This window comes from Faecalicoccus acidiformans (assembly GCF_014202635.1).
GTDB lineage: Bacteria > Bacillota_I > Bacilli_A > Erysipelotrichales > Erysipelotrichaceae > Faecalicoccus > Faecalicoccus acidiformans.
The window spans coordinates 1-18072 of sequence record NZ_JACHHD010000016.1; the positions used below are offsets into that span (position 1 = coordinate 1).

At 39.4% G+C, this 18072-nt stretch carries 20 protein-coding genes and 7 tRNA genes; 13 read left to right on the top strand and 14 right to left on the bottom strand.

Going from position 1 to position 18072, the window contains the following annotated elements:
- Nucleotides 1-306 precede the first annotated feature (306 nt).
- Nucleotides 307-699, top strand: coding sequence for a group II intron maturase-specific domain-containing protein (locus HNQ43_RS09335; protein ID WP_425321254.1), 393 nt, complete (start codon nt 307-309; stop codon nt 697-699).
- 211 nt (nt 700-910) lie between these two features.
- Here HNQ43_RS09335 and HNQ43_RS07595 read toward each other — a convergent pair whose 3' ends face one another.
- Complete coding sequence (locus HNQ43_RS07595; RefSeq protein ID WP_183376457.1) at nt 911-1183, bottom strand: DUF2500 family protein; 273 nt, start codon at nt 1181-1183, stop codon at nt 911-913.
- Between the two features lie 169 nt (nt 1184-1352).
- Between HNQ43_RS07595 and HNQ43_RS07600 the strand changes: the two genes are divergently transcribed.
- Entirely contained in the window at nt 1353-1958 is a 606-nt protein-coding gene (locus HNQ43_RS07600; RefSeq protein ID WP_183376459.1) for a hypothetical protein, read from the top strand.
- A gap of 2 nt (nt 1959-1960) precedes the next feature.
- Here HNQ43_RS07600 and HNQ43_RS07605 read toward each other — a convergent pair whose 3' ends face one another.
- From HNQ43_RS07605 to HNQ43_RS07655, 11 genes are all read right to left on the bottom strand, one after another.
- Nucleotides 1961-2317, bottom strand: coding sequence for a hypothetical protein (locus tag HNQ43_RS07605; RefSeq protein WP_183376460.1), 357 nt, complete (start codon nt 2315-2317; stop codon nt 1961-1963).
- 13 nt (nt 2318-2330) lie between these two features.
- Complete coding sequence (locus HNQ43_RS07610) at nt 2331-2807, bottom strand: helix-turn-helix domain-containing protein (protein WP_183376461.1); 477 nt, start codon at nt 2805-2807, stop codon at nt 2331-2333.
- Nucleotides 2808-3068: 261 nt separating this feature from the next.
- Nucleotides 3069-3551 carry a type III toxin-antitoxin system ToxN/AbiQ family toxin gene (locus HNQ43_RS07615; protein ID WP_183376462.1) on the bottom strand — a complete coding sequence of 161 codons (483 nt, stop codon included), beginning with the start codon at nt 3549-3551 and terminating at the stop codon, nt 3069-3071.
- Nucleotides 3552-4033: 482 nt separating this feature from the next.
- A complete protein-coding gene (locus HNQ43_RS07620; protein ID WP_183376463.1) occupies nt 4034-4636 on the bottom strand; it encodes a hypothetical protein in 603 nt (200 codons plus the stop codon).
- 131 nt (nt 4637-4767) lie between these two features.
- Nucleotides 4768-4843, bottom strand: a tRNA-Phe gene (locus HNQ43_RS07625).
- Nucleotide 4844: 1 nt separating this feature from the next.
- Nucleotides 4845-4921 (bottom strand) — tRNA-Met (locus tag HNQ43_RS07630).
- A gap of 18 nt (nt 4922-4939) precedes the next feature.
- Nucleotides 4940-5030, bottom strand: a tRNA-Ser gene (locus HNQ43_RS07635).
- A gap of 15 nt (nt 5031-5045) precedes the next feature.
- A tRNA-Ile gene (locus tag HNQ43_RS07640) sits at nt 5046-5122 on the bottom strand.
- Between the two features lie 9 nt (nt 5123-5131).
- Nucleotides 5132-5208, bottom strand: a tRNA-Met gene (locus tag HNQ43_RS07645).
- Between the two features lie 13 nt (nt 5209-5221).
- Nucleotides 5222-5298, bottom strand: a tRNA-Pro gene (locus tag HNQ43_RS07650).
- A gap of 12 nt (nt 5299-5310) precedes the next feature.
- Nucleotides 5311-5387: transfer RNA gene (locus HNQ43_RS07655), tRNA-Arg, on the bottom strand.
- A gap of 176 nt (nt 5388-5563) precedes the next feature.
- On the opposite strand from HNQ43_RS07655, the gene HNQ43_RS07660 reads away from it, so the two are divergent.
- The 8 genes from HNQ43_RS07660 (at nt 5564) to mnmM (ending at nt 13135) form a co-directional block, all read left to right on the top strand.
- Nucleotides 5564-6238, top strand: a complete 675-nt coding sequence (locus HNQ43_RS07660) for an N-acetylmannosamine-6-phosphate 2-epimerase (protein WP_204686391.1) — start codon at nt 5564-5566, stop codon at nt 6236-6238.
- Nucleotides 6239-6302: 64 nt separating this feature from the next.
- Nucleotides 6303-7691, top strand: coding sequence for a TldD/PmbA family protein (locus HNQ43_RS07665; RefSeq protein ID WP_183376466.1), 1389 nt, complete (start codon nt 6303-6305; stop codon nt 7689-7691).
- Nucleotides 7684-9009 (top strand): TldD/PmbA family protein, encoded by a 1326-nt coding sequence (locus tag HNQ43_RS07670; protein ID WP_183376468.1) that lies wholly within the window; start codon nt 7684-7686, stop codon nt 9007-9009. The genes HNQ43_RS07665 and HNQ43_RS07670 overlap by 8 nt, the downstream gene beginning before the upstream one ends.
- 5 nt (nt 9010-9014) lie before the next feature.
- Nucleotides 9015-9785: an enhanced serine sensitivity protein SseB C-terminal domain-containing protein gene (locus HNQ43_RS07675; RefSeq protein ID WP_183376470.1), complete on the top strand. Its 771-nt coding sequence runs from the start codon at nt 9015-9017 to the stop codon at nt 9783-9785.
- Nucleotides 9786-9817: 32 nt separating this feature from the next.
- Nucleotides 9818-11131 carry a CCA tRNA nucleotidyltransferase gene (locus tag HNQ43_RS07680; RefSeq protein WP_183376472.1) on the top strand — a complete coding sequence of 438 codons (1314 nt, stop codon included), beginning with the start codon at nt 9818-9820 and terminating at the stop codon, nt 11129-11131.
- Nucleotides 11128-12072: a DNA recombination protein RmuC gene (gene rmuC / locus HNQ43_RS07685; protein ID WP_244957059.1), complete on the top strand. Its 945-nt coding sequence runs from the start codon at nt 11128-11130 to the stop codon at nt 12070-12072. Before HNQ43_RS07680 ends, rmuC begins: the two co-directional genes overlap by 4 nt.
- Nucleotides 12069-12593 (top strand): macro domain-containing protein, encoded by a 525-nt coding sequence (locus tag HNQ43_RS07690; protein WP_183376474.1) that lies wholly within the window; start codon nt 12069-12071, stop codon nt 12591-12593. The genes rmuC and HNQ43_RS07690 overlap by 4 nt, the downstream gene beginning before the upstream one ends.
- The gene (gene mnmM, locus HNQ43_RS07695; protein ID WP_183376476.1) at nt 12590-13135 is read left to right on the top strand and encodes a tRNA 5-(aminomethyl)-2-thiouridylate-methyltransferase MnmM; all 546 of its coding nucleotides are present in this window, start codon (nt 12590-12592) and stop codon (nt 13133-13135) included. The genes HNQ43_RS07690 and mnmM overlap by 4 nt, the downstream gene beginning before the upstream one ends.
- On the opposite strand, the gene HNQ43_RS07700 is transcribed toward mnmM, so the two are convergent.
- Entirely contained in the window at nt 13127-13729 is a 603-nt protein-coding gene (locus tag HNQ43_RS07700; protein ID WP_183376478.1) for a hypothetical protein, read from the bottom strand. The two genes, mnmM and HNQ43_RS07700, sit on opposite strands and share 9 nt — an antisense overlap.
- The gene (locus tag HNQ43_RS07705; RefSeq protein WP_183376480.1) at nt 13730-14119 is read right to left on the bottom strand and encodes an HIT family protein; all 390 of its coding nucleotides are present in this window, start codon (nt 14117-14119) and stop codon (nt 13730-13732) included. It lies immediately after the preceding gene.
- Nucleotides 14120-14512: 393 nt separating this feature from the next.
- On the opposite strand from HNQ43_RS07705, the gene HNQ43_RS07710 reads away from it, so the two are divergent.
- Genes HNQ43_RS07710 through alr form a run of 3 tightly spaced genes read left to right on the top strand, consistent with a single transcriptional unit; the run spans nt 14513 to nt 18071 of the window.
- A complete protein-coding gene (locus tag HNQ43_RS07710; protein WP_183376482.1) occupies nt 14513-15874 on the top strand; it encodes a UDP-N-acetylmuramoyl-tripeptide--D-alanyl-D-alanine ligase in 1362 nt (453 codons plus the stop codon).
- Nucleotides 15871-16926, top strand: a complete 1056-nt coding sequence (locus HNQ43_RS07715) for a D-alanine--D-alanine ligase family protein (protein WP_183376484.1) — start codon at nt 15871-15873, stop codon at nt 16924-16926. Before HNQ43_RS07710 ends, HNQ43_RS07715 begins: the two co-directional genes overlap by 4 nt.
- Nucleotides 16920-18071: an alanine racemase gene (gene alr, locus HNQ43_RS07720; RefSeq protein WP_183376486.1), complete on the top strand. Its 1152-nt coding sequence runs from the start codon at nt 16920-16922 to the stop codon at nt 18069-18071. The genes HNQ43_RS07715 and alr overlap by 7 nt, the downstream gene beginning before the upstream one ends.
- The last annotated feature ends 1 nt before the right edge of the window (nt 18072 follow it).

Here is an 18072-nt window from a genome sequence, read left to right on the forward strand (position 1 = left end):
TTCTTTTTCTTTTTCCGGTCTTCCGGTATATGTTTCTTCGGTGATCTGATTGAAATCAAAATACTGTTCTTTCAGCTCATAAGCTTTTTTCAAATGGTACTGCTTGCAAAGAGCGAGAGAGCGGCTAAACGGCTACTGGAAACAAGCACAACATATCTGGAAAACAAGCTGAAGCTGACTGTCAACAGAAAGAAGAGCAAAGTGACCAGTGTGTATGCGATTCGAAATTTTAAGTTCCTCGGCTTCGCATTGGGAAGGAACGGAAATGGTACATTCATTCGAGTTCATCCGAAGTCGTGGAAGAAGATGAAAGCCAAACTGAAAAGCCTGTCCACCCGCAGACATGTTCAGAGCGTAATACCGGCACTGTGCAAAATCAGAGAGTATATGCGAGGATGGCTTAATTACTATGGAATCGCAGCGATGAAGCATGCAGTTGAAGAGCTGAATGGATGGCTATACCACAGAATACGTATGTGTATATGGAAGATGTGGAAAAGGCCGAGGTCGAAGATGAAGTATCTGATGAAGCTTGGGATACCGAAGTACTATGCACATATGGCGGCTAACAGCCGCAGAGGGCATTGGTTTACATCGGCAACCAGCACAGTAAACAGAGCTTTATCAAAAGAAATACTGGTACGCAAAGGCTTTTATGATTTAGCCGATGCATACCAGCAAATGCACGTCAACTATTGAAACCGCCGTATACGAGAACCGTACGTACGGTGGTGTGAGAGGACGGCGGTTAGTCACCGCCTCCTACTCGATTTGCCAGTCAATTTTAATTTGTCTATGCTTCTTTACGCAGTCATCTAAATACATATTTATCAATGTTTGATAAGGGATGCCTGAGATGATGGATCGTTCTTTTTCGAGTGACATAAAAACTAAGGAGACACTATGTTTTTCATTTCTCTATGTCTTTTATCCATTTGCCAAATGAGATTAATTGATAGCCTTGGAAAACCAATAGGCCTTCCATGCCTATTTCGACCACATTGTATTCAAACATACTAACTTCAAAAGTTTTATTTCCTTCTTCAGTCATGAAAATCAATTCAAATACCTGTTCTGGTGTTGGTATTTTTCCTGGGATACGAAAATATTCATTTTCTTTTTTATCAATCAATTTTGCGCGTAGAGATTCTCTCTTATTATTGTTTTTTGTATACCATTTCATATGAGCGCCTCCTATGTTTTTTCTACTTCTAGTATATAAATTGACATTAGCTTGTATCAATTTGTTTTTATATCACTTTTTGTTTAGGAAAGGAAAAAAGAACAATCAGATTTGTATATTAATATATTATAATATTAGTATAAAACAATACTAATACGAGGTTGCTATTATGCAAAAAGAATGGAAACAATTAAGCAGAGAAAAAAAACAAGTTTTTTCAAAAATAAGAAATCGCATGCGAGGGATGGGTATTAATAATGCTGCGTATAACGATCTTCTAAATACAGTATTTATGGATGTTCAAAATCAGTTTTCTGAACTATCCGATTATGAAAATTATTGTCAAAAGATAGCCGAAAAAACTTTACGTAAAAACTTTTTAGAATGGTTCTTCCTGATAACGGCAGGCACATTACTCATTTTATTTATCGAAATGCTGTCAGATTTCTTATGGCTTGGAAATAATTTACCATATAATGAGATCTGTATTTCTTTATTGGACATCATCTATGGAATTAATCTATTCTTCCTTATATTTTGGATGAACCTTGTTATTTCTTGGAATACTTTCGAATTTAACTTTTATCGATGGATCCTTTGGGGTATGTATGCTTTATTTAGTATCATCTTATTTAAAATCTTTATCCCGGATGTGGTTTTTACAATTTCACTTTATGAACTTATTCTTCTCGGAGTATTCGCTTTAGCATTTATCTTAATTTATAAATACTATAGTAAGTATCGTTATAAAAAACGCGAAACATCCGAACAGTAATTTCAAACTTTGAAGTCTTTATTTTTCAAAACAACGATAATGAGTGAAATAATCGCAATCAATATTCCAAGCGAAAAAAGTGAGATTTGAACAATTTGGTTAAATTCCACGATCCCGCCAAATAGTGCGGCCATCATACCAAATGAAAGAAATGAATCGAGCTTGGTTCGGTTTTCAAAAGGGTTCTTTTTGCGGATATTCCATTCTACGACCAACAAGATTCCTAACATAAATACGGAGATAGATAGACAATAAATCGTGCTCAGTTCAGGGTTCTCTTGGTTTGTAAATATGACCATAATTCCTGCTATGCTGGTAATGAAAACTGTTAAAGATTTAAATATCAGGTATTTTTTCATAAAATGGCTCCTTTCAAAGCAAATCTTTTTCTAGAAAAGAAATTGCCTTTTTGATCTTTATTCGCAGTATGATTCCAAATCCCCATACAAAACCGCCGCAAACCATGATAAGTATTGTCTGAAAAATTGTTTTCGCAAAGAGTTTTGTCAGAGTAATGGTGATAATAATTCCAACAAGAATCAAAAGTTCTGTCAATATTCCAAATGTCAACAATTCCGATTTTGTCTTGAAAATTTCCATTGCGGATTGATCGCCTTGTATTAATTTCTCTTTTTCGTTCATTTTTTTGCCATAGAGAAGTTCAGAAATTTGAATATCAAGGGCGTTGCATAAAGGTTCATATAAAGAAAGGTCCGGCATAGTTTTTCCATTTTCCCATCTGGAAATGGATTTGTCACTAACATTTAGTGTTTCTGCTAATTGCGCTTGTGTAAGACCTTTTTCTTTTCGACATTTATAAATGAATTGTCCTATATCTTTCTGGTTCATAAATTTTTCCTCTGATTATATTCTAGTATAGCTTGTTAAAAAGAACAGGACATAAAATGAGAAAAAGCTGATTAACATAAAAAAGCCTTTATCTAAAGCGATAAAGGCACATTTTAGAGATGGTGGTAATTGTCGGTATCCAGGCGAACCAGATAGGACTTTCTTTATACTAAGAGTATAATCAAATTAGCATATATTAACAAGTATTATTTTCGTTTTTTCAAATTTGGTATTTTTTCTTCAAACTAGCGGATTTGTTGATTATTTATATTTACGGCATTTCTCTTCCAAAAGGAGAAAATCATTACATCTTTTTGTTAAAGAACTTGTTTCTCCACTTATTTTAAGTTTATACACCAAAGAAGCATTTTTGCGTATTTTTTCTTGAATGGATTTTATATATCGATATTCAGCCAAAAGCAAAGATTTATATTTTGAATCTCGTTCTTTCGAAAAATTCAAGTACGTATAATCTTTAGATTGAATAGGAAACATATTATTAAGATTTATAACAGCATATCGTTTGATTTTAATGAAATCTAATGTCTCCTGCATTCGTTTATGTTTTTCCTTGAATGAAGAGAGAGGGGCAAAATAATCAAGTCCGTTTACTTGTAAAACAATTCCGATATATGCTCTATGATGTGTTTGATTTGCGGCTTTGTTTCTAAATAAATGTGGAGCATAGGAAGATAGGTATTCAATATATTTTTCTGAAACTGTATATAGTTTAATGTTTTCCATTTTCAATCACCTCAAAAAAATAGCAGGAACTTTTATGTGCTCCTGCTTTTGTTACAATCGCATTCAGAGCAGCGAAACGCTCACTTGTAAATTTCTTGTATTGAGCTAAGAGAAGCTCGCTAAATAAATTTCTCACTTAGGGCTGAGATACACCCGCTGTTAAGGTATATACCTTGCAATTAAATTATATCTTAGATTTTCAAATAGTCAACAAATCCGATTGTTCTCAAATACAAAATCATTTTTAGAATGTATCAATAGTTAAACCTTCGTCAAAAGATTTCGAATAATAGTATCGCCTCTACATAAATCATATTAACTTACTAACAATTCTAGGAATTAAGAAAAGCAGAAACATCCATGTATACATGTATATTATGGATATTTCTGCATGAAAATTATATTAAAGACTACAAAAAGTCGATCAAGTTTATTAACAAGTTAGGGGTGAGAAGGTTAGTCTACATCTTCTCGCCTAATTGTCAGTTCCAATCACCTTGCTCTATAGTCTCATTTACTTTAAGCGCTGAAGGAAGTTCAGGAGATCTCCATACAGCAAGCCTTTCTCCAAGCGCATCGCCATCTTGGCGATCGGCATGTAGCATAAACTTTCCACCATAACTAGGGCTTACCTCAACATAAACATACATTTCGGATCCATCGCTTTGTAGCATGGAATGGGCTTCACAAACGGGTACATCACCTGCAAATTTGGCTTCAACATCATAATAACCATTTTGTTCCATCCAATTTGCTATAAAATCCAGAGCCTCTTGATTATTCCAAACTTCGTCAATATCTGAAGCTCCTATTCCTGCCAGAAGTTCATCAATAGTTAAGGTATCCGAGCTATCTTCACCGATAATTTCCGGAGTGGTAGCTTCTTGAGTTTCAACTTCTTCGGTTACTTCTGTTTCTGCTTCTTCAACAGGAGGTTCACTATTGCCGCAACCTGTCAGTCCGAAAGCCATTGTTGTCGCGATTCCTAAAGTAAAGAAGATCCGTAAGGACTTCTTATACCCCCCCACAATAAAATTCTGTGGTTTTCCATTTTCTCTTTTTGATTTATTTGTTCCATGATTCAATCCTCCCTAATTTACTTCATTAAACTATAGTTTTATTATACTATAGCTTTTGAAGAAAGACAGAAGAGAAATTGAGAAAAAATATCAAAATAAAAAAACCTCTATCACAATGATAAAGGTTTGTTGACAAGTGGTGGTCTCAGTCGGAATCGAACCAACGACACAAGGATTTTCAGTCCTTTGCTCTACCAACTGAGCTATGAGACCATGGTTGCGGGGGAAGGATTTGAACCAACGACCTCCGGGTTATGAGCCCGACGAGCTACCAGACTGCTCTACCCCGCGATGTGAAATGAAATGAAATGGCGGAGAAGCTGGGATTCGAACCCAGGCGCCGCGCTAACGACCTACCGGTTTTCAAGACCGGACCCTTCAGCCACTTGGGTACTTCTCCAAAAGTTCTTGAGAATGGTGGACCCTGTAGGACTCGAACCTACGACCCGCCGGTTATGAGCCGGATGCTCTGACCAACTGAGCTAAGGGTCCAAAACTCGTTGGTGGCTGAGGTGAGACTCGAACTCACGACCTTCCGGGTATGAACCGGATGCTCTAGCCAACTAAGCTACCCAGCCAAAAAAATAAAAATGGTCGGGACGACAGGATTTGAACCTGCGACCCCTTGATCCCAAATCAAGTGCACTACCAAGCTGTGCTACGTCCCGATTAAAAAAGGATGGCGCGCCCAGCAGGAGTCGAACCCACAACCTTTTGATCCGTAGTCAAACGCTCTATCCAATTGAGCTATGGGCGCACATGCACGATTCGTGCCTACTTAATATAGCACAGCGTTTTCTCTTTTGCAAACGTTTTTTATTCTGAATGAAGAAAAAATTGTAAATCTCGTAAAATAAGATTCGTTTTTTCAAGACTATTCTGATATTTATCGTTATTTTGATTAAGGAGTGATATAATATAAACATGGAAAAGATGAGTCAAGTAAAGGGCAAGCTGATTGTTTCATGTCAGGCTTTGCCGGAAGAACCATTACATTCTTCCTTTATTATGGGACGTATGGCTATTGCAGCCAAACAAGGTGGTGCTCATGGCATCCGTGCTAACAGCGTGAGTGATATTGAGGAGATCAAGAAACAAGTTGATTTGCCGGTGATTGGAATTATTAAAAGACAGTATGGAGATAATCCGGTGTATATCACGCCAACCATGAAGGAAATCGACGAACTAATGACAGTTTCTCCCGAAGTGATTGCCGTTGATGCAACATGCCGGCAACGTCCGGACGGTAAGACTTTGGATGAATTCTATCAGGATATTCGCGCTAAGTATCCTTCTCAGATGTTGATGGCAGATTGTTCAACTTTAGATGAGATGCTTCATGCAGCCAAGCTGGGCTTTGATTTTGTAGGAACAACTTTGGTGGGCTATACGGAAGAATCAAAAGGACTGCACATCGAATCGAATGATTTCGAAATCATTCGTGAACTGTTATCCAAAATCGATAAGCCGGTGATTGCTGAAGGAAATATCGACACTCCGGCAAAGGCAAAACGTGTACTGGAACTTGGTTCGTACAGTGTTGTTGTCGGCTCGATCATCACCCGACCACAAGTAATTACTAAGCGATTCGCTGATGCAATCGGATAGACCACAATCGTGGTCTTTTTTTTCACTTATTGTTATAATAGGAACATTGGAGGTGAAAGCCAAAATGTTGTCAAAAGAAGAATGTGAAGTTTTGTTACAACGGTGTTTAAAAGGGAATGCTGACTTTGCGGAAATATTTGAAGAAGATACAGTCAGTGAAGGAATCTCCATGGTGGATGGCGAAATCGAAGAAGTCAATCGAATCGTTCGTGCCGGCGTTGGAATTCGCTTATATAAAGATGTGCAATCGGTTTACGGGTATACCAATGAATTAGATATGACAAGTTTGAATACTTTGATCGATGGATTGCGAGATGCCTTTGGGCAAGCTGATCACGAAAAAGAAGTTCATTTGGAAAAAGTAGAAATTGATAACCGACATCCGGTCCAGGTGGATCCGATCGAAGCACCTTTGTCACAGAAGGCACAATTGTTGATGAAAGGGTATCAAGCAGCCAAACAATGCGATCAACGAATCGTAAAAGTCACTGGATCGTTGAGTAGTGTACATCAAAATGTTCAAATCGCAAACACGGAAGGACGTTTAGTCCAAGATACTCGCGTGCGCACTCGTTTGGCAATCAGTGCTTATGCGCAAGAAGGAGAAAACATGCAATCGGGAAATGACAGCCCGGGGGCAAGTCAAGGTTTGGAGTTTTATGCGTTACGCACACCAGAATCGATCGGGAAAGAAGCTGCTCGCAGTGCTTTGGTTTTGTTAGAAGCTCAAGATTGCCCATCGGGGAAAATGCCTGTAATTATTGATAATGGATTTGGGGGCGTGATTTTTCACGAAGCGTGTGGACACTCTTTGGAAGCAACTTCCGTTGCGAAAAATCAAAGTGTGTTTACTGGTAAATTAGGGCAGGTGATCGCGAGTCCATGTGTAACGGCCATTGATGATGGAACGATCCCTAATGCATGGGGAAGCGAAAACGTTGATGATGAGGGTTCGCCACAACAAAAACGAGTTTTGATTCGCAATGGAGTCTTGGAAAACTATATGGTGGACCGCTTGAACGGAAGAAGAATGAATCATTCGTCTACGGGATCGGCCCGACGCCAATCGTATAAATTTGAACCCACTTCGCGTATGACAAATACTTATATTGCACCGGGCAAAGATAAATTTGAAGATATGTTCAAAGGAATCGAAAAAGGATTATATGCGCGCAAGATGGGTGGCGGCAGTGTAAACCCGCAGACTGGAGAGTTTAATTTTGCGGTCAATGAAGGATATTTGATCGAGAACGGGCAAATCACTAAACCAGTCAAAGGCGCCAGCTTGATTGGAAACGGAAAAGAAATCTTGATGGATATCGACCGCGTGAGTGATAATTTGTCGCGTGCCCAGGGAATGTGTGGATCTAGTTCAGGAAGCATTCCTGTGGATGTAGGGCAACCGGCGATTCGCGTATCTAAGATCACAGTAGGAGGAACTGCTCATGAATAAACAAGCATGGATCCAATGTGCCTTGGAAAAGGGGATGGATAATTTAGAAATCTATCAATCTTTATCTTCACAGCGTTCTATGACATGGTATGAAGGGAAATTGGACACAATGACGAACAGCCGCGTTATGGGAACTTCGATCCGAGGGGTTTATCAAAACAAAATGGCAAATATGGCTTTTGAGAAAATTGAGGATGAAGATAAAGAAAAAGTTATTGAGCAATTGATTGAGCAAGCTAAATTGCTGTCGACTAAAGAACCGGATCAGATTCGAGAACCAGAATCTTTTGATGTTGTAAAAAAAGATAGGAATTGGGTGCGCCCATCGAATGAACTCGTTCAACAGACTTTACAAATCTTGGAACAAAAGCTCAAGGCCTACGATCCGAGGATCCTCCAAGTCAATGAATTAGGCTATGAAGAAGCTTTTGGTTCGCGAAGTATTTTCAATTCTCTAGGGTTGGATGTACAAGATGAAGATCAGATGCAGATTTTGATGGCTTATGTCGTGGCTGGACAAGGGGAAGATGTTCAAGTCAATTATGAAGTGGAAATAGTGGAAGACTTAGCTAGTTTTGATTTAGATGCTTTTGTGAAGAAAGTATGTGATAAAGCACTCGAAAAGTTGCAAGCCTCTTCCATCCCTTCACAGATGATGCCGGTTATTTTTGAGACAGAGGCAATGACTTCACTGTTTCAATCTTTTGTGGGATTGTTCAATGGAGAACTTTTGTATAAAGGAATTTCCTGTTTGAAGGATAAGATGAATGAAAAGATCTTTTCGGATAAGATCACGATCATAGATGATCCTCGCAATACAGATGCTTTGTCGATTGCCAATTTTGACGATGAAGGGTGCCCGACTCATAAAAAAACACTTGTTGACCAGGGCGTTTTTGTACAGGCTTTACATTCGACAAAAACTGCTAATTGTATGCATACACAAAGTACCGGAAATGGTTTTAAATCCGGATACGCGGCAACGGTTGGGGTGTCACCGATGAATTGTCAAATCTTACCTGGAGATCATTCTCTGGAACAATTGTGCCAACTTATGAAAGATGGTTTGGTGATTACCGATCTGCAAGGGCTGCATGCCGGCATTGATTTTGTATCAACTGATTTTTCTTTACAAGCTTCTGGTTATCTGGTCAAAGATGGCAAACGAAGCCGAAGTGTGACTTTGATTACAGTGGCTGCCAACTTTATGGAATTGATGCGCTCCGTAGTGGCGGTCGGCAACGATTTGGATTGGAGTTATCATACGATCAAAAGTCCAAGTATTTATTTTGAAAAATGTGCAATTAGTGGGGAGTGAAAAATATGGCATATGTGAACACCGGCATGCAAGCCGCTTTAAAGGAATTAAAACAACAAGATACACCACAAATTCGAAATGTGATCATTGAACTCTTATTTACAAGTCCGCTTTACGTAGCTGCCACTTGGGATAAGGAACCCATCCGGGACGAAAAGGGAAATATGACCTTTCCGCCGGATACTCACTTCTCATTGTTGACGATCCAGACAACTGAGAAACAACGCTTTTTTCCAATGTTTACTTCCAAAGAAGAAAGCGAAAAATGGAGTGGATCACAAGGAGCCAAAATGTTGTTGCTGAAATACGACCAATATATACCAATTGTGGAAATGGCTCAAAAGGATATCTCCGGCATCGTACTGGATCCTTATGGATATAATATTCCATTTACAACTGCAATGTTGATGAATTTGAAAAAACATCCGCGACATACGGCTTTGCGGGAGACGAAAATTGAAAAAGGAGAAAAAGTCAGTTTACGTGACCCATCATTTGATGTCACAGATTTAAAAGAAGCTTTGATCCAGTATGGGAAAGAACATCCCAATATCCGTTCAATCGTCTTAAAGGAAAGAATCGTGACCGATCAGCCAAGCCACTGGTTTCTAGTGGTGGATATGGAATCGGAGGATCCGCGTTTTCTTCAAGATATGGCTAGAGCGTGTGCTCGCTGCAGTCATGGGAAACAGTTTGAATTCATTTTTGCCAGTTTGCGTTTGGCTCAAGAAATTCTATCCAAGAATACACCGCTCTATTCCAAGACAGAGGCTTAGCTTCTGTCTTTTTTTCAGTGTATAATATGAATATGTTACTTTCTCAATCCATTCAGTCGATTCTACAAACTTTAAATCAGAACGGGTACCAGGCTTATGTCGTAGGCGGTTGTGTTCGTGATGCACTATTAGGAAAAGAATACACTGATATCGATATCTGTACGAATGCGCTTCCGGAAGTTGTTCAATCTTTATTTGAACATACGGTTCCAACCGGGATTCGTCATGGAACGATCACAGTTTTAATGCCGGAACCGGTAGAAATCACGACTTTTCGTAAGGAATCAGATTACCGTGATCATCGTCATCCTTCTACGATCACTTTCGTTTCTACGATTCAAGAAGATCTTTCCAGACGAGATTTTACGATCAATGCCATGGCATATCATCCGGATACAGGCCTGATCGATCCTTTTGGCGGCCGCCAAGATCTTAAAGACCATAGGATTCGCTGTGTAGGAGATCCGGATACACGGTTTCAAGAAGACGCTTTGCGGCTTATGAGAGCGCACCGTTTTTGTGCCAAACTCCAATTCACCATGGAAGAAAATACCAAGGCTGCATTGATTCGAAATGCATCGCTGATTCGTTACATTGCGGTAGAACGGATTTGTAAAGAGCTGATTCAAATCTTGGAATGGGATCCTTATCAGATTGAACAGATGACGGAAATGCTGTCGCCCTGGATCCCGGAACTGGAAGCTTGCCTACGGTGTGATCAGAATTCTTTATGGCACGATACCAATGTGCTTCATCATTCCTTAAGAGCTGTTTCTTATTTAAAGCCCTTCGATAAAGAATTGGCCTATGCTTTGTTGCTGCACGATATTGGAAAACCCTCTGTGAAAACGACCAAGGAAGGAATCGATCATTTCTATGGTCATCCGCCTGTGAGTGCGGCTATTGCGAGAAGAATCGTACACGATTTAAAACTGCCGTCCAGCTTTCAAAAAGAAATCCCGGCATTGATAGAGTTTCATGATGACAGATTAGCCTGTAAATTAAAAACGATCTATCGCTATCGTATTGAAAAAGGGTGGAGCGATCAAAGGATGCGTCAGTTCTTTCGCCTTCGTCAGTGCGACATCTTGGCTCATTCATCCTATGGACAAAAGTCATTAGAGGATCTAAATGCATTTATAGAATACTATAATTCGCAAAGCAAACGTCCTATGGAATTCAAAGATCTGGCCATAGGCGGGAAGGAAGTTTTAGAGCATACGTCGCAAAAAGGAAGAGCGATCCATGATACTTTAAATCAGCTGTTACAATATGTATTTTATTATCCCCAAAAAAACCAAAAAGAGATTCTGATCTCGTTATTAGAGGAAGGAAGATTTGTATGACGATCGTAATTGTTGCTTGTCTGGCAATATTGATTTTTTGTGTATTGTTTTTGGCAATCCAGATCAAATCACAAAATCAGAAACAAGAAGACTCTCTTGTTCAAATAATGCTTCAAAAAAAAGAAGAAGAAACAAGAAGTGCATTTGAACAACAGCAAATTCAAAAAACATTCCAACAACTAAATAATCAGATCCAGAATTTGGCAAAGGAATCAGCTTTGAGCCAACAGTCATTATCCTGGATGCATGAGAATATTCAATCGATGAATAAAATCATGACCAATACCAAAAGAAGAGGAAATTGGGGAGAATATCAATTGGAATCTTTATTGAAAATCTATGCGGGTGAAAATCCTCGTATTTTTTCAATGCAGTTTATGTTAAACAACCATAAGATCGTCGATGCGATATTACACCTACCGGGCACAGACAAAATATTGTGTATCGATTCCAAATTCCCGGTAGAAAACTTTTTAAAGATTGAAGAAGATCCAGAGAGTTATTCCAAACTGTTTCGAATGAATATGAAAAAACATATCGATGATGTAGCGGCAAAATATATTACCGAACAAACCGTTGAACAAGCAATCTTATTTATTCCCAGTGAAGCAATCTATCAATATGTTTGCGGCTCTATGGATGATATGTTGGATTACGCTTTGAGCAAACACGTTCTTTTGACTTCACCTACGACTTTAGTAGGTGTGATCTTTACATTGCTTGCCAGCACACGCGATTTCTACCGGTCATCCCACATTCAGGAAATTGAAAAAAATATCATGCAACTTCAAGAAGACATCGATCGTTTAAAGCAGAGAAATGAGAAAGTGGTGCGCACTTTAGAGACACTAAATAATCAAGTGGGTTTAGTTACGACAAGCACTCAAAAAATTTCTAAAAAGATGGATGAGATCACAAAAGGAAAGGATGGACAACAATGATTCAAACAATCAAGGGAGATATTACGCGATTAGATTTTGATATTATTGTCAATGCCGCAAATCAGCATCTTTTACCAGGTGGAGGCGTCTGCGGAGCTATTTTTGCGCGAGCCGGACAAGGGCTGGCAGAAGAGTGCCAAAAGATCGGTTATTGTCCGACTGGCCAGGCAGTTTTGACCAAAGGTTATGGGCTTCCGGCCAAAGCTGTGATTCATACGGTCGGTCCCGTTTATCATGGAACTGACCAGGACGCTATTGATTTGCAGGCCTGTTATTGGAACACACTTTCGTTGGCATATGATTATCTGATTGATCAAGATTTGGATTCCTTGAGTTTGGCGTTTCCGTGCATTTCCACGGGGATTTTTGGCTATCCTCACGAAAAGGCGTGTTCGATTGCAGTATCGACTGTACAGAAATTGATGCGCCAATATCCGGATGCGAAAAGAATCCATGTGACTTTTGTCTGTTATTTGGAAGAAGATTATCTTCTCTATAAGAAGGAGTTAAAACTACGATGAGATCAGCCGTCGAAATGAGTCATCTGTTTTTACGAAATGTGCTGCACTCTCAGGCTGTTTGTGTGGATGCCACTTTAGGACACGGGAAAGATGCTCAGTTTTTCTTAGATCAGGGATGCAGACAAGTGATTGCGTTTGAAATACAGGAAGATGTTTTATTGGAAACTGTTCAAAGAATTGGGGATTCTCGTTTAGAGGCACATTGTCAAGGGCACGAGACAATGGAGGAGGTCCTCACGCAGGAAGTGGATGCGATGATCTTTAACTTTGGCTATTGTCCGCATGCTGATTCCAAGATCAAAACTTCCTGGTCGACCAGTCTGATAGCGGTGCAAAAGGGTTTGCAGATGCTGCGAAAGAAAGGTCGTATGGCCCTGGTTTTTTATCCGCATGCACAAGGTCAAATGGAGGCAGAGCGCATTGAATCGTATCTAAGCACATTAGATTCTCAAGATTATTGGGTGATTGCTTTTCATCCTTTGAACCAGAGGGCGGTTCCTTATTTGGTGGGTGTGGAAAAAAGAAAAGAAACCTCATGCTGAAGTTTCTTTTTTTAGATAAGACTCATAATATTGGGCTTTTTTCTCTTGGTCAAGGAATCGATATTGTTTTGCCAGAAGATAGGCAAGAATGGTTTTCTCGCCAGGAGAAGCTTTTTGAAAGGATTGTTCCATAGTTGGCAGGTTATCGGTCTTGTGTTCAATCAAGATGTCGTAGAGCTGATGAGCATGAGCCTGCAAGGTAGAGTTATCGAAGCTGTCGATCTCCTTGAGGTAACGATCACATTCTTCTTTGTTTTCTTCATAGACATAATGTTCAAAGGCAATCGTACAAACTTCCTGACGTTGTTCTTTTTTTCTTGCCAGTTTTGATACAATTTGGAATTGTTTCTGTATTTTCTCGGAATCATCGGATAACAGATAGCGATTTAGCTTCAGGAATTCGATTTGGTAAAGAGGAAAAAACAATCGAACCATCGGAGAACGGATATCTTTGTCAAATTGTTCAAACTCTAAAAATTGAAGCTCTGCCATCCATCGATTCTGTCGATTTTTTCGATAAAGTTGTGAAAATACCAGATAGAAGATAGCTAGTGCGACAAGGATCACAAGAGTCCAGGTGGAATGATTCTCCATTTACTTTAACTTCCTTTTCAATTCCTCAAAATCTATATCTTTTGTTTCGTGAAAATGAATGATCTCAGTGTCCCCTTTATAGCGAGGAATCAGATGGACATGAAAGTGTTCGACGCTTTGCCCGGCTGCTTCGTGAATATTGGAAAGCATGTTGATTCCATCACAATTCAATTGTTTTTCTAAACGGTTGGCCAACATTTGAGCAACTTCAAAAACGTGATTCCTCAATGTGGCTGGGCAATCCAGAAAAGAAGTGCAGTGTTCTTTGGGGATGACTAAGGTATGTCCTTTAGCTGTAGGGTTAATATCTAAAAACGCAAAAACTGTATCATCTTCATAGATGCAATGACTGGGAATTTCTTTATTGACTATTGAACAAAAAATACACATGATAGATCCTCCTGTTTAATATCTTTTATTATACAACAAATACCTATAAAAAGTGAAAAGCCAGGCTAAGGGGGTGCCTGACTTTTCAAAAAATTAAGGGGATAGAAAATAGTATGAATATCAAAATGACTTCATACCGGCAAGGTCTTCTATTCCTTGCTTGCACTAAGTATAGCACAGCTAAAAACAAATAATGTGTGAATTTTATGGGAAAATATGTGAAATCGAATTGAAATATCCACTTTGTGGGGACTAACAACCAGTTTTTCTAGATTTTTTTATAGAACAGACCATAAATGAATCTAAAAAACTGAAAAAAATAAATAAAACAACTTCCTTATGATTTTAGGCTCTACGGATTATGCTATAATAAACATCAAATGGGGGTTCATCATGATAGAGACTACTGTTCGTGAGATCGCATCGATGCTCCATGCGCCTGTTTTAGGGCCCGATACGGTCAAGATTCAAGGAATCTGCATTGATTCTAGAAAAATTGAAAACAGTCATTTGTATGTTCCATTGATAGGGCAAAGAGCGGATGGGCATACTTTTATAGAACAAGTAAAAGAAAAAGGGTGTGCTGCAGCTTTGTGGCAAAAAGATCATACACCTTATCCGGAGAATATAGCTCTTGTCTTAGTGGAAGATACTTTAAAAGCTTTACAAAATCTTGCCAAAGCTTATTTACAACAACTTCAAGGCACAATCGTTGCCATTACCGGGTCTAACGGGAAAACAAGCTGTAAAGATATGCTTTATTCGATCTGTTCTTTGGAGAAAAAAACACAGAAGACACAGGGAAATCAGAATAATGAAATTGGTTTGCCTTTAACGATTTTATCTTTAGATCCCGATGTAGAGATCATTATTCTTGAGATGGGGATGGAGAATCGGAATGAAATATCTTTTTTATGCTCGATTGCACCTCCAGATATTTCCGTGATCACGACGATCGGTTCTGCACATATGGAAAATTTGGGCGGGAAGAAACAAATTGCTCAGGCTAAGTTAGAGATCTTGGATCATTTAAAACCAGGAGGACTTTTCTTATACGATAAAGATAGTCCTGAAATCGATGAGTGTTTAAAGGAAATGCATATAGATCCATCCAAAAAGATCGTTTCTTTTGGAACACAGGGGGATATTTCTTTGACATCCGATGTAAAAGTGATCGAAGATCATATTTGTTTTTCTTGTTCTTTGTGTTCCGATGTAAACATCAACAGTTTGGGGAAGATCCAAGCTCATAATGCCTTGCCTTGTATCTATATTGCCTCTTTTTTAGGAATCTCTATGAAGTCGATCAAAGAGGGGCTTTCGCATTTGGAAATGACGGGCATGCGCATGCAGCTAGATCATATTGCTCAGGCAAAAATCTTGAATGATGCTTACAAATCCAACCCGGAAAGCGCTAAAGCGGCTATTGATGCTTTGATGACTCTTGACGCATCTTTACATATTGCTTGTTTAGGGGATATGCTGGATCTAGGTCCTGATGAAGTCTTGCTCCATGAAGAAATTGGAGATTATGCATTTGATCATGGTGTTGATATTGTTTGTGGGTATGGACCATTGTCTTTGAAGATGATCGAACATTGCAAAGATAAAAAAGGATATTGGTTTGAAACCAAAGAAGAGATGGGAAAATTTCTTCGACCATATCTCCAGCAAGATTGTGCGATCTTAGTGAAAGGGTCCCGAAGTATGGGGATGGATGTGCTTGTTGATATTTTGAAAGGGGAATTGAAATGAATCGATATAATTTAGCTGTTTTATTTGGGGGCCAGAGTTCGGAATACTCCGTCTCTTTACATTCGACGGCATCGTTTTTACGCCAGATCCATGCGGATAAATATAACATTGTCCTGATTGGGATCGACCCCAACGGCATCTTTTATTATTACGACGGAAGCATCGATGCGATTGAACACGATACATGGAGACAAGATGCCACTTGTACACCATGTGCCTTTGTTCATAAAGGGATCATTCGTTTAGATAAACCGGAAGAAAAGATCGAATTGGATGTGGCATTTCCGGTTCTTCATGGAAAAAACGGAGAAGACGGATGCATCCAAGGCCTATTGGAATTGATGAATATCCATTATGTAGGATGCGATGTAATGAGTTCTTCTATTAGTATGGATAAAGAAATCATGCATATTCTTTGCAAGGAAGCGGATATCCCATGTGCTCCATATGTCTGTCTGAAAAAATTCGAAACGAATCCGACTTTCGAAGAAATCGAAAAACAGATCCCGCTTCCGTGGATCATTAAGCCATGCAATGCGGGAAGCAGTTATGGTGTACATAAAGTGGAATCTAAAGATGATTTCGAACCGGCTGTGGAAGATGCCTTCTATTATGACGGGCGCGGGAAGATTTTGGTTGAAAAAGCAATTGACGGCTTTGAAATCGGTTGCGCAGTGATGGGAAATGAAACGGTTTTTACCGGTAGTATCGATGAAATTCAGATCCATGGCAGCATCTTTGACTTTGAGGGGAAATACGAAGATAAAGGAGCCGATATCATCTGCCCGGCTCGTATCGAGCCCAAACAATTTAAAGAGGCACAAGAATTGGCTTATCGAACATACAAGGCGATGAATTGTACCGGCTTAGCACGGGTCGATATGTTTTTGACAAGCGAAGGACGAATCATTTTAAATGAGTTGAATACAATTCCAGGCTTTACGGACACAAGCCGTTATCCTTCCATGATGAGAGAAGCCGGAATCGGCTTTTCTGACTTGATCGATCGTCTGATTGAACTGGCTATGCAAAGGAAGGTTGGCGTATGTTAGAAAGCTATAGTCGAAGTTGGACAGAGATCAATTATTCGGCCATTGCTCATAATGTGAAAGAGATCCAGAAACTTGTAGGAAAGACTAAGATCATGGGAATTGTCAAAGCGAACGCCTATGGGCATGGAGATGTTGAATGTGCTCGGGTCCTGGCAGATTGCGGGATTGACTTTTTTGGAGTCAGCAGCGTCGATGAAGCTTTGCGTTTGCGCCAGGGTGGGATCCGGGAATCGATCCTGATCTTAGGGTATACACCGCCGGAACATTTTCATTACTTGGTTGAAAAGCAGATCACACAGTCTTTGGTCTCCTTAGAGTATGCCAAGAAATTGAGCGCTTATGCGCAAAGTGTACAGAGCTACATTCATTGCCATTGTAAAGTAGATACGGGAATGAATCGGACTGGAATCGTTTACCAAGATCAAGAAAAGAACATGGAAGCCATCTTCGAAGAATATCGTCTTCCGGGTTTGAAAGTGGAAGGAATCTTTTCTCATTTTCCGGTTAGCGATGACCTTGGATCGGAAAGTAAGGCTTTTACACAACATCAGATTGAATTATTTCAGGAAGTCTGCGATCGCCTACAATCAGAAGGACTGGATCCGGGATTAAGGCACATACAAAATAGTTATGGAATTTTAAACTACCAAGATTTGGGCATGGATTATTGTCGTCCAGGTCTATTGTATATGGGGGTAACCAGCGATGATGAGATCCCGATCGTTTCTCAGCCTGATTTTATTCCGATTTTAAGCTGGTATGCCAATATTAGTTTGGTCAAATGGATCCATGAAGGACAGACTGTTAGTTATGGACGACATTTTACCGCTATAAAAGATACAAAAGTGGCAACGATCTCGGTTGGATATGCAGATGGTTTGCATCGAATCGTATCCAATCAAGGTTTAGAAGTATTAGTGCATGGGAAACGATGCCCGATTATTGGAAATATCTGCATGGATCAATGTATGGTCGACGTTACAAACGTTGCAGATGTCCAAGAAGGAGATATTGTTGTGATCGTGGGGCAACAAGGAGATCAGAAAGTAACCATCGACGAGATTTCACGAAAATCACATTCCATAAACAACGAAACTTTGTGTGCGATCTCATCCCGTGTTCCGCGTTTAAGAAAGAGAGATTAGA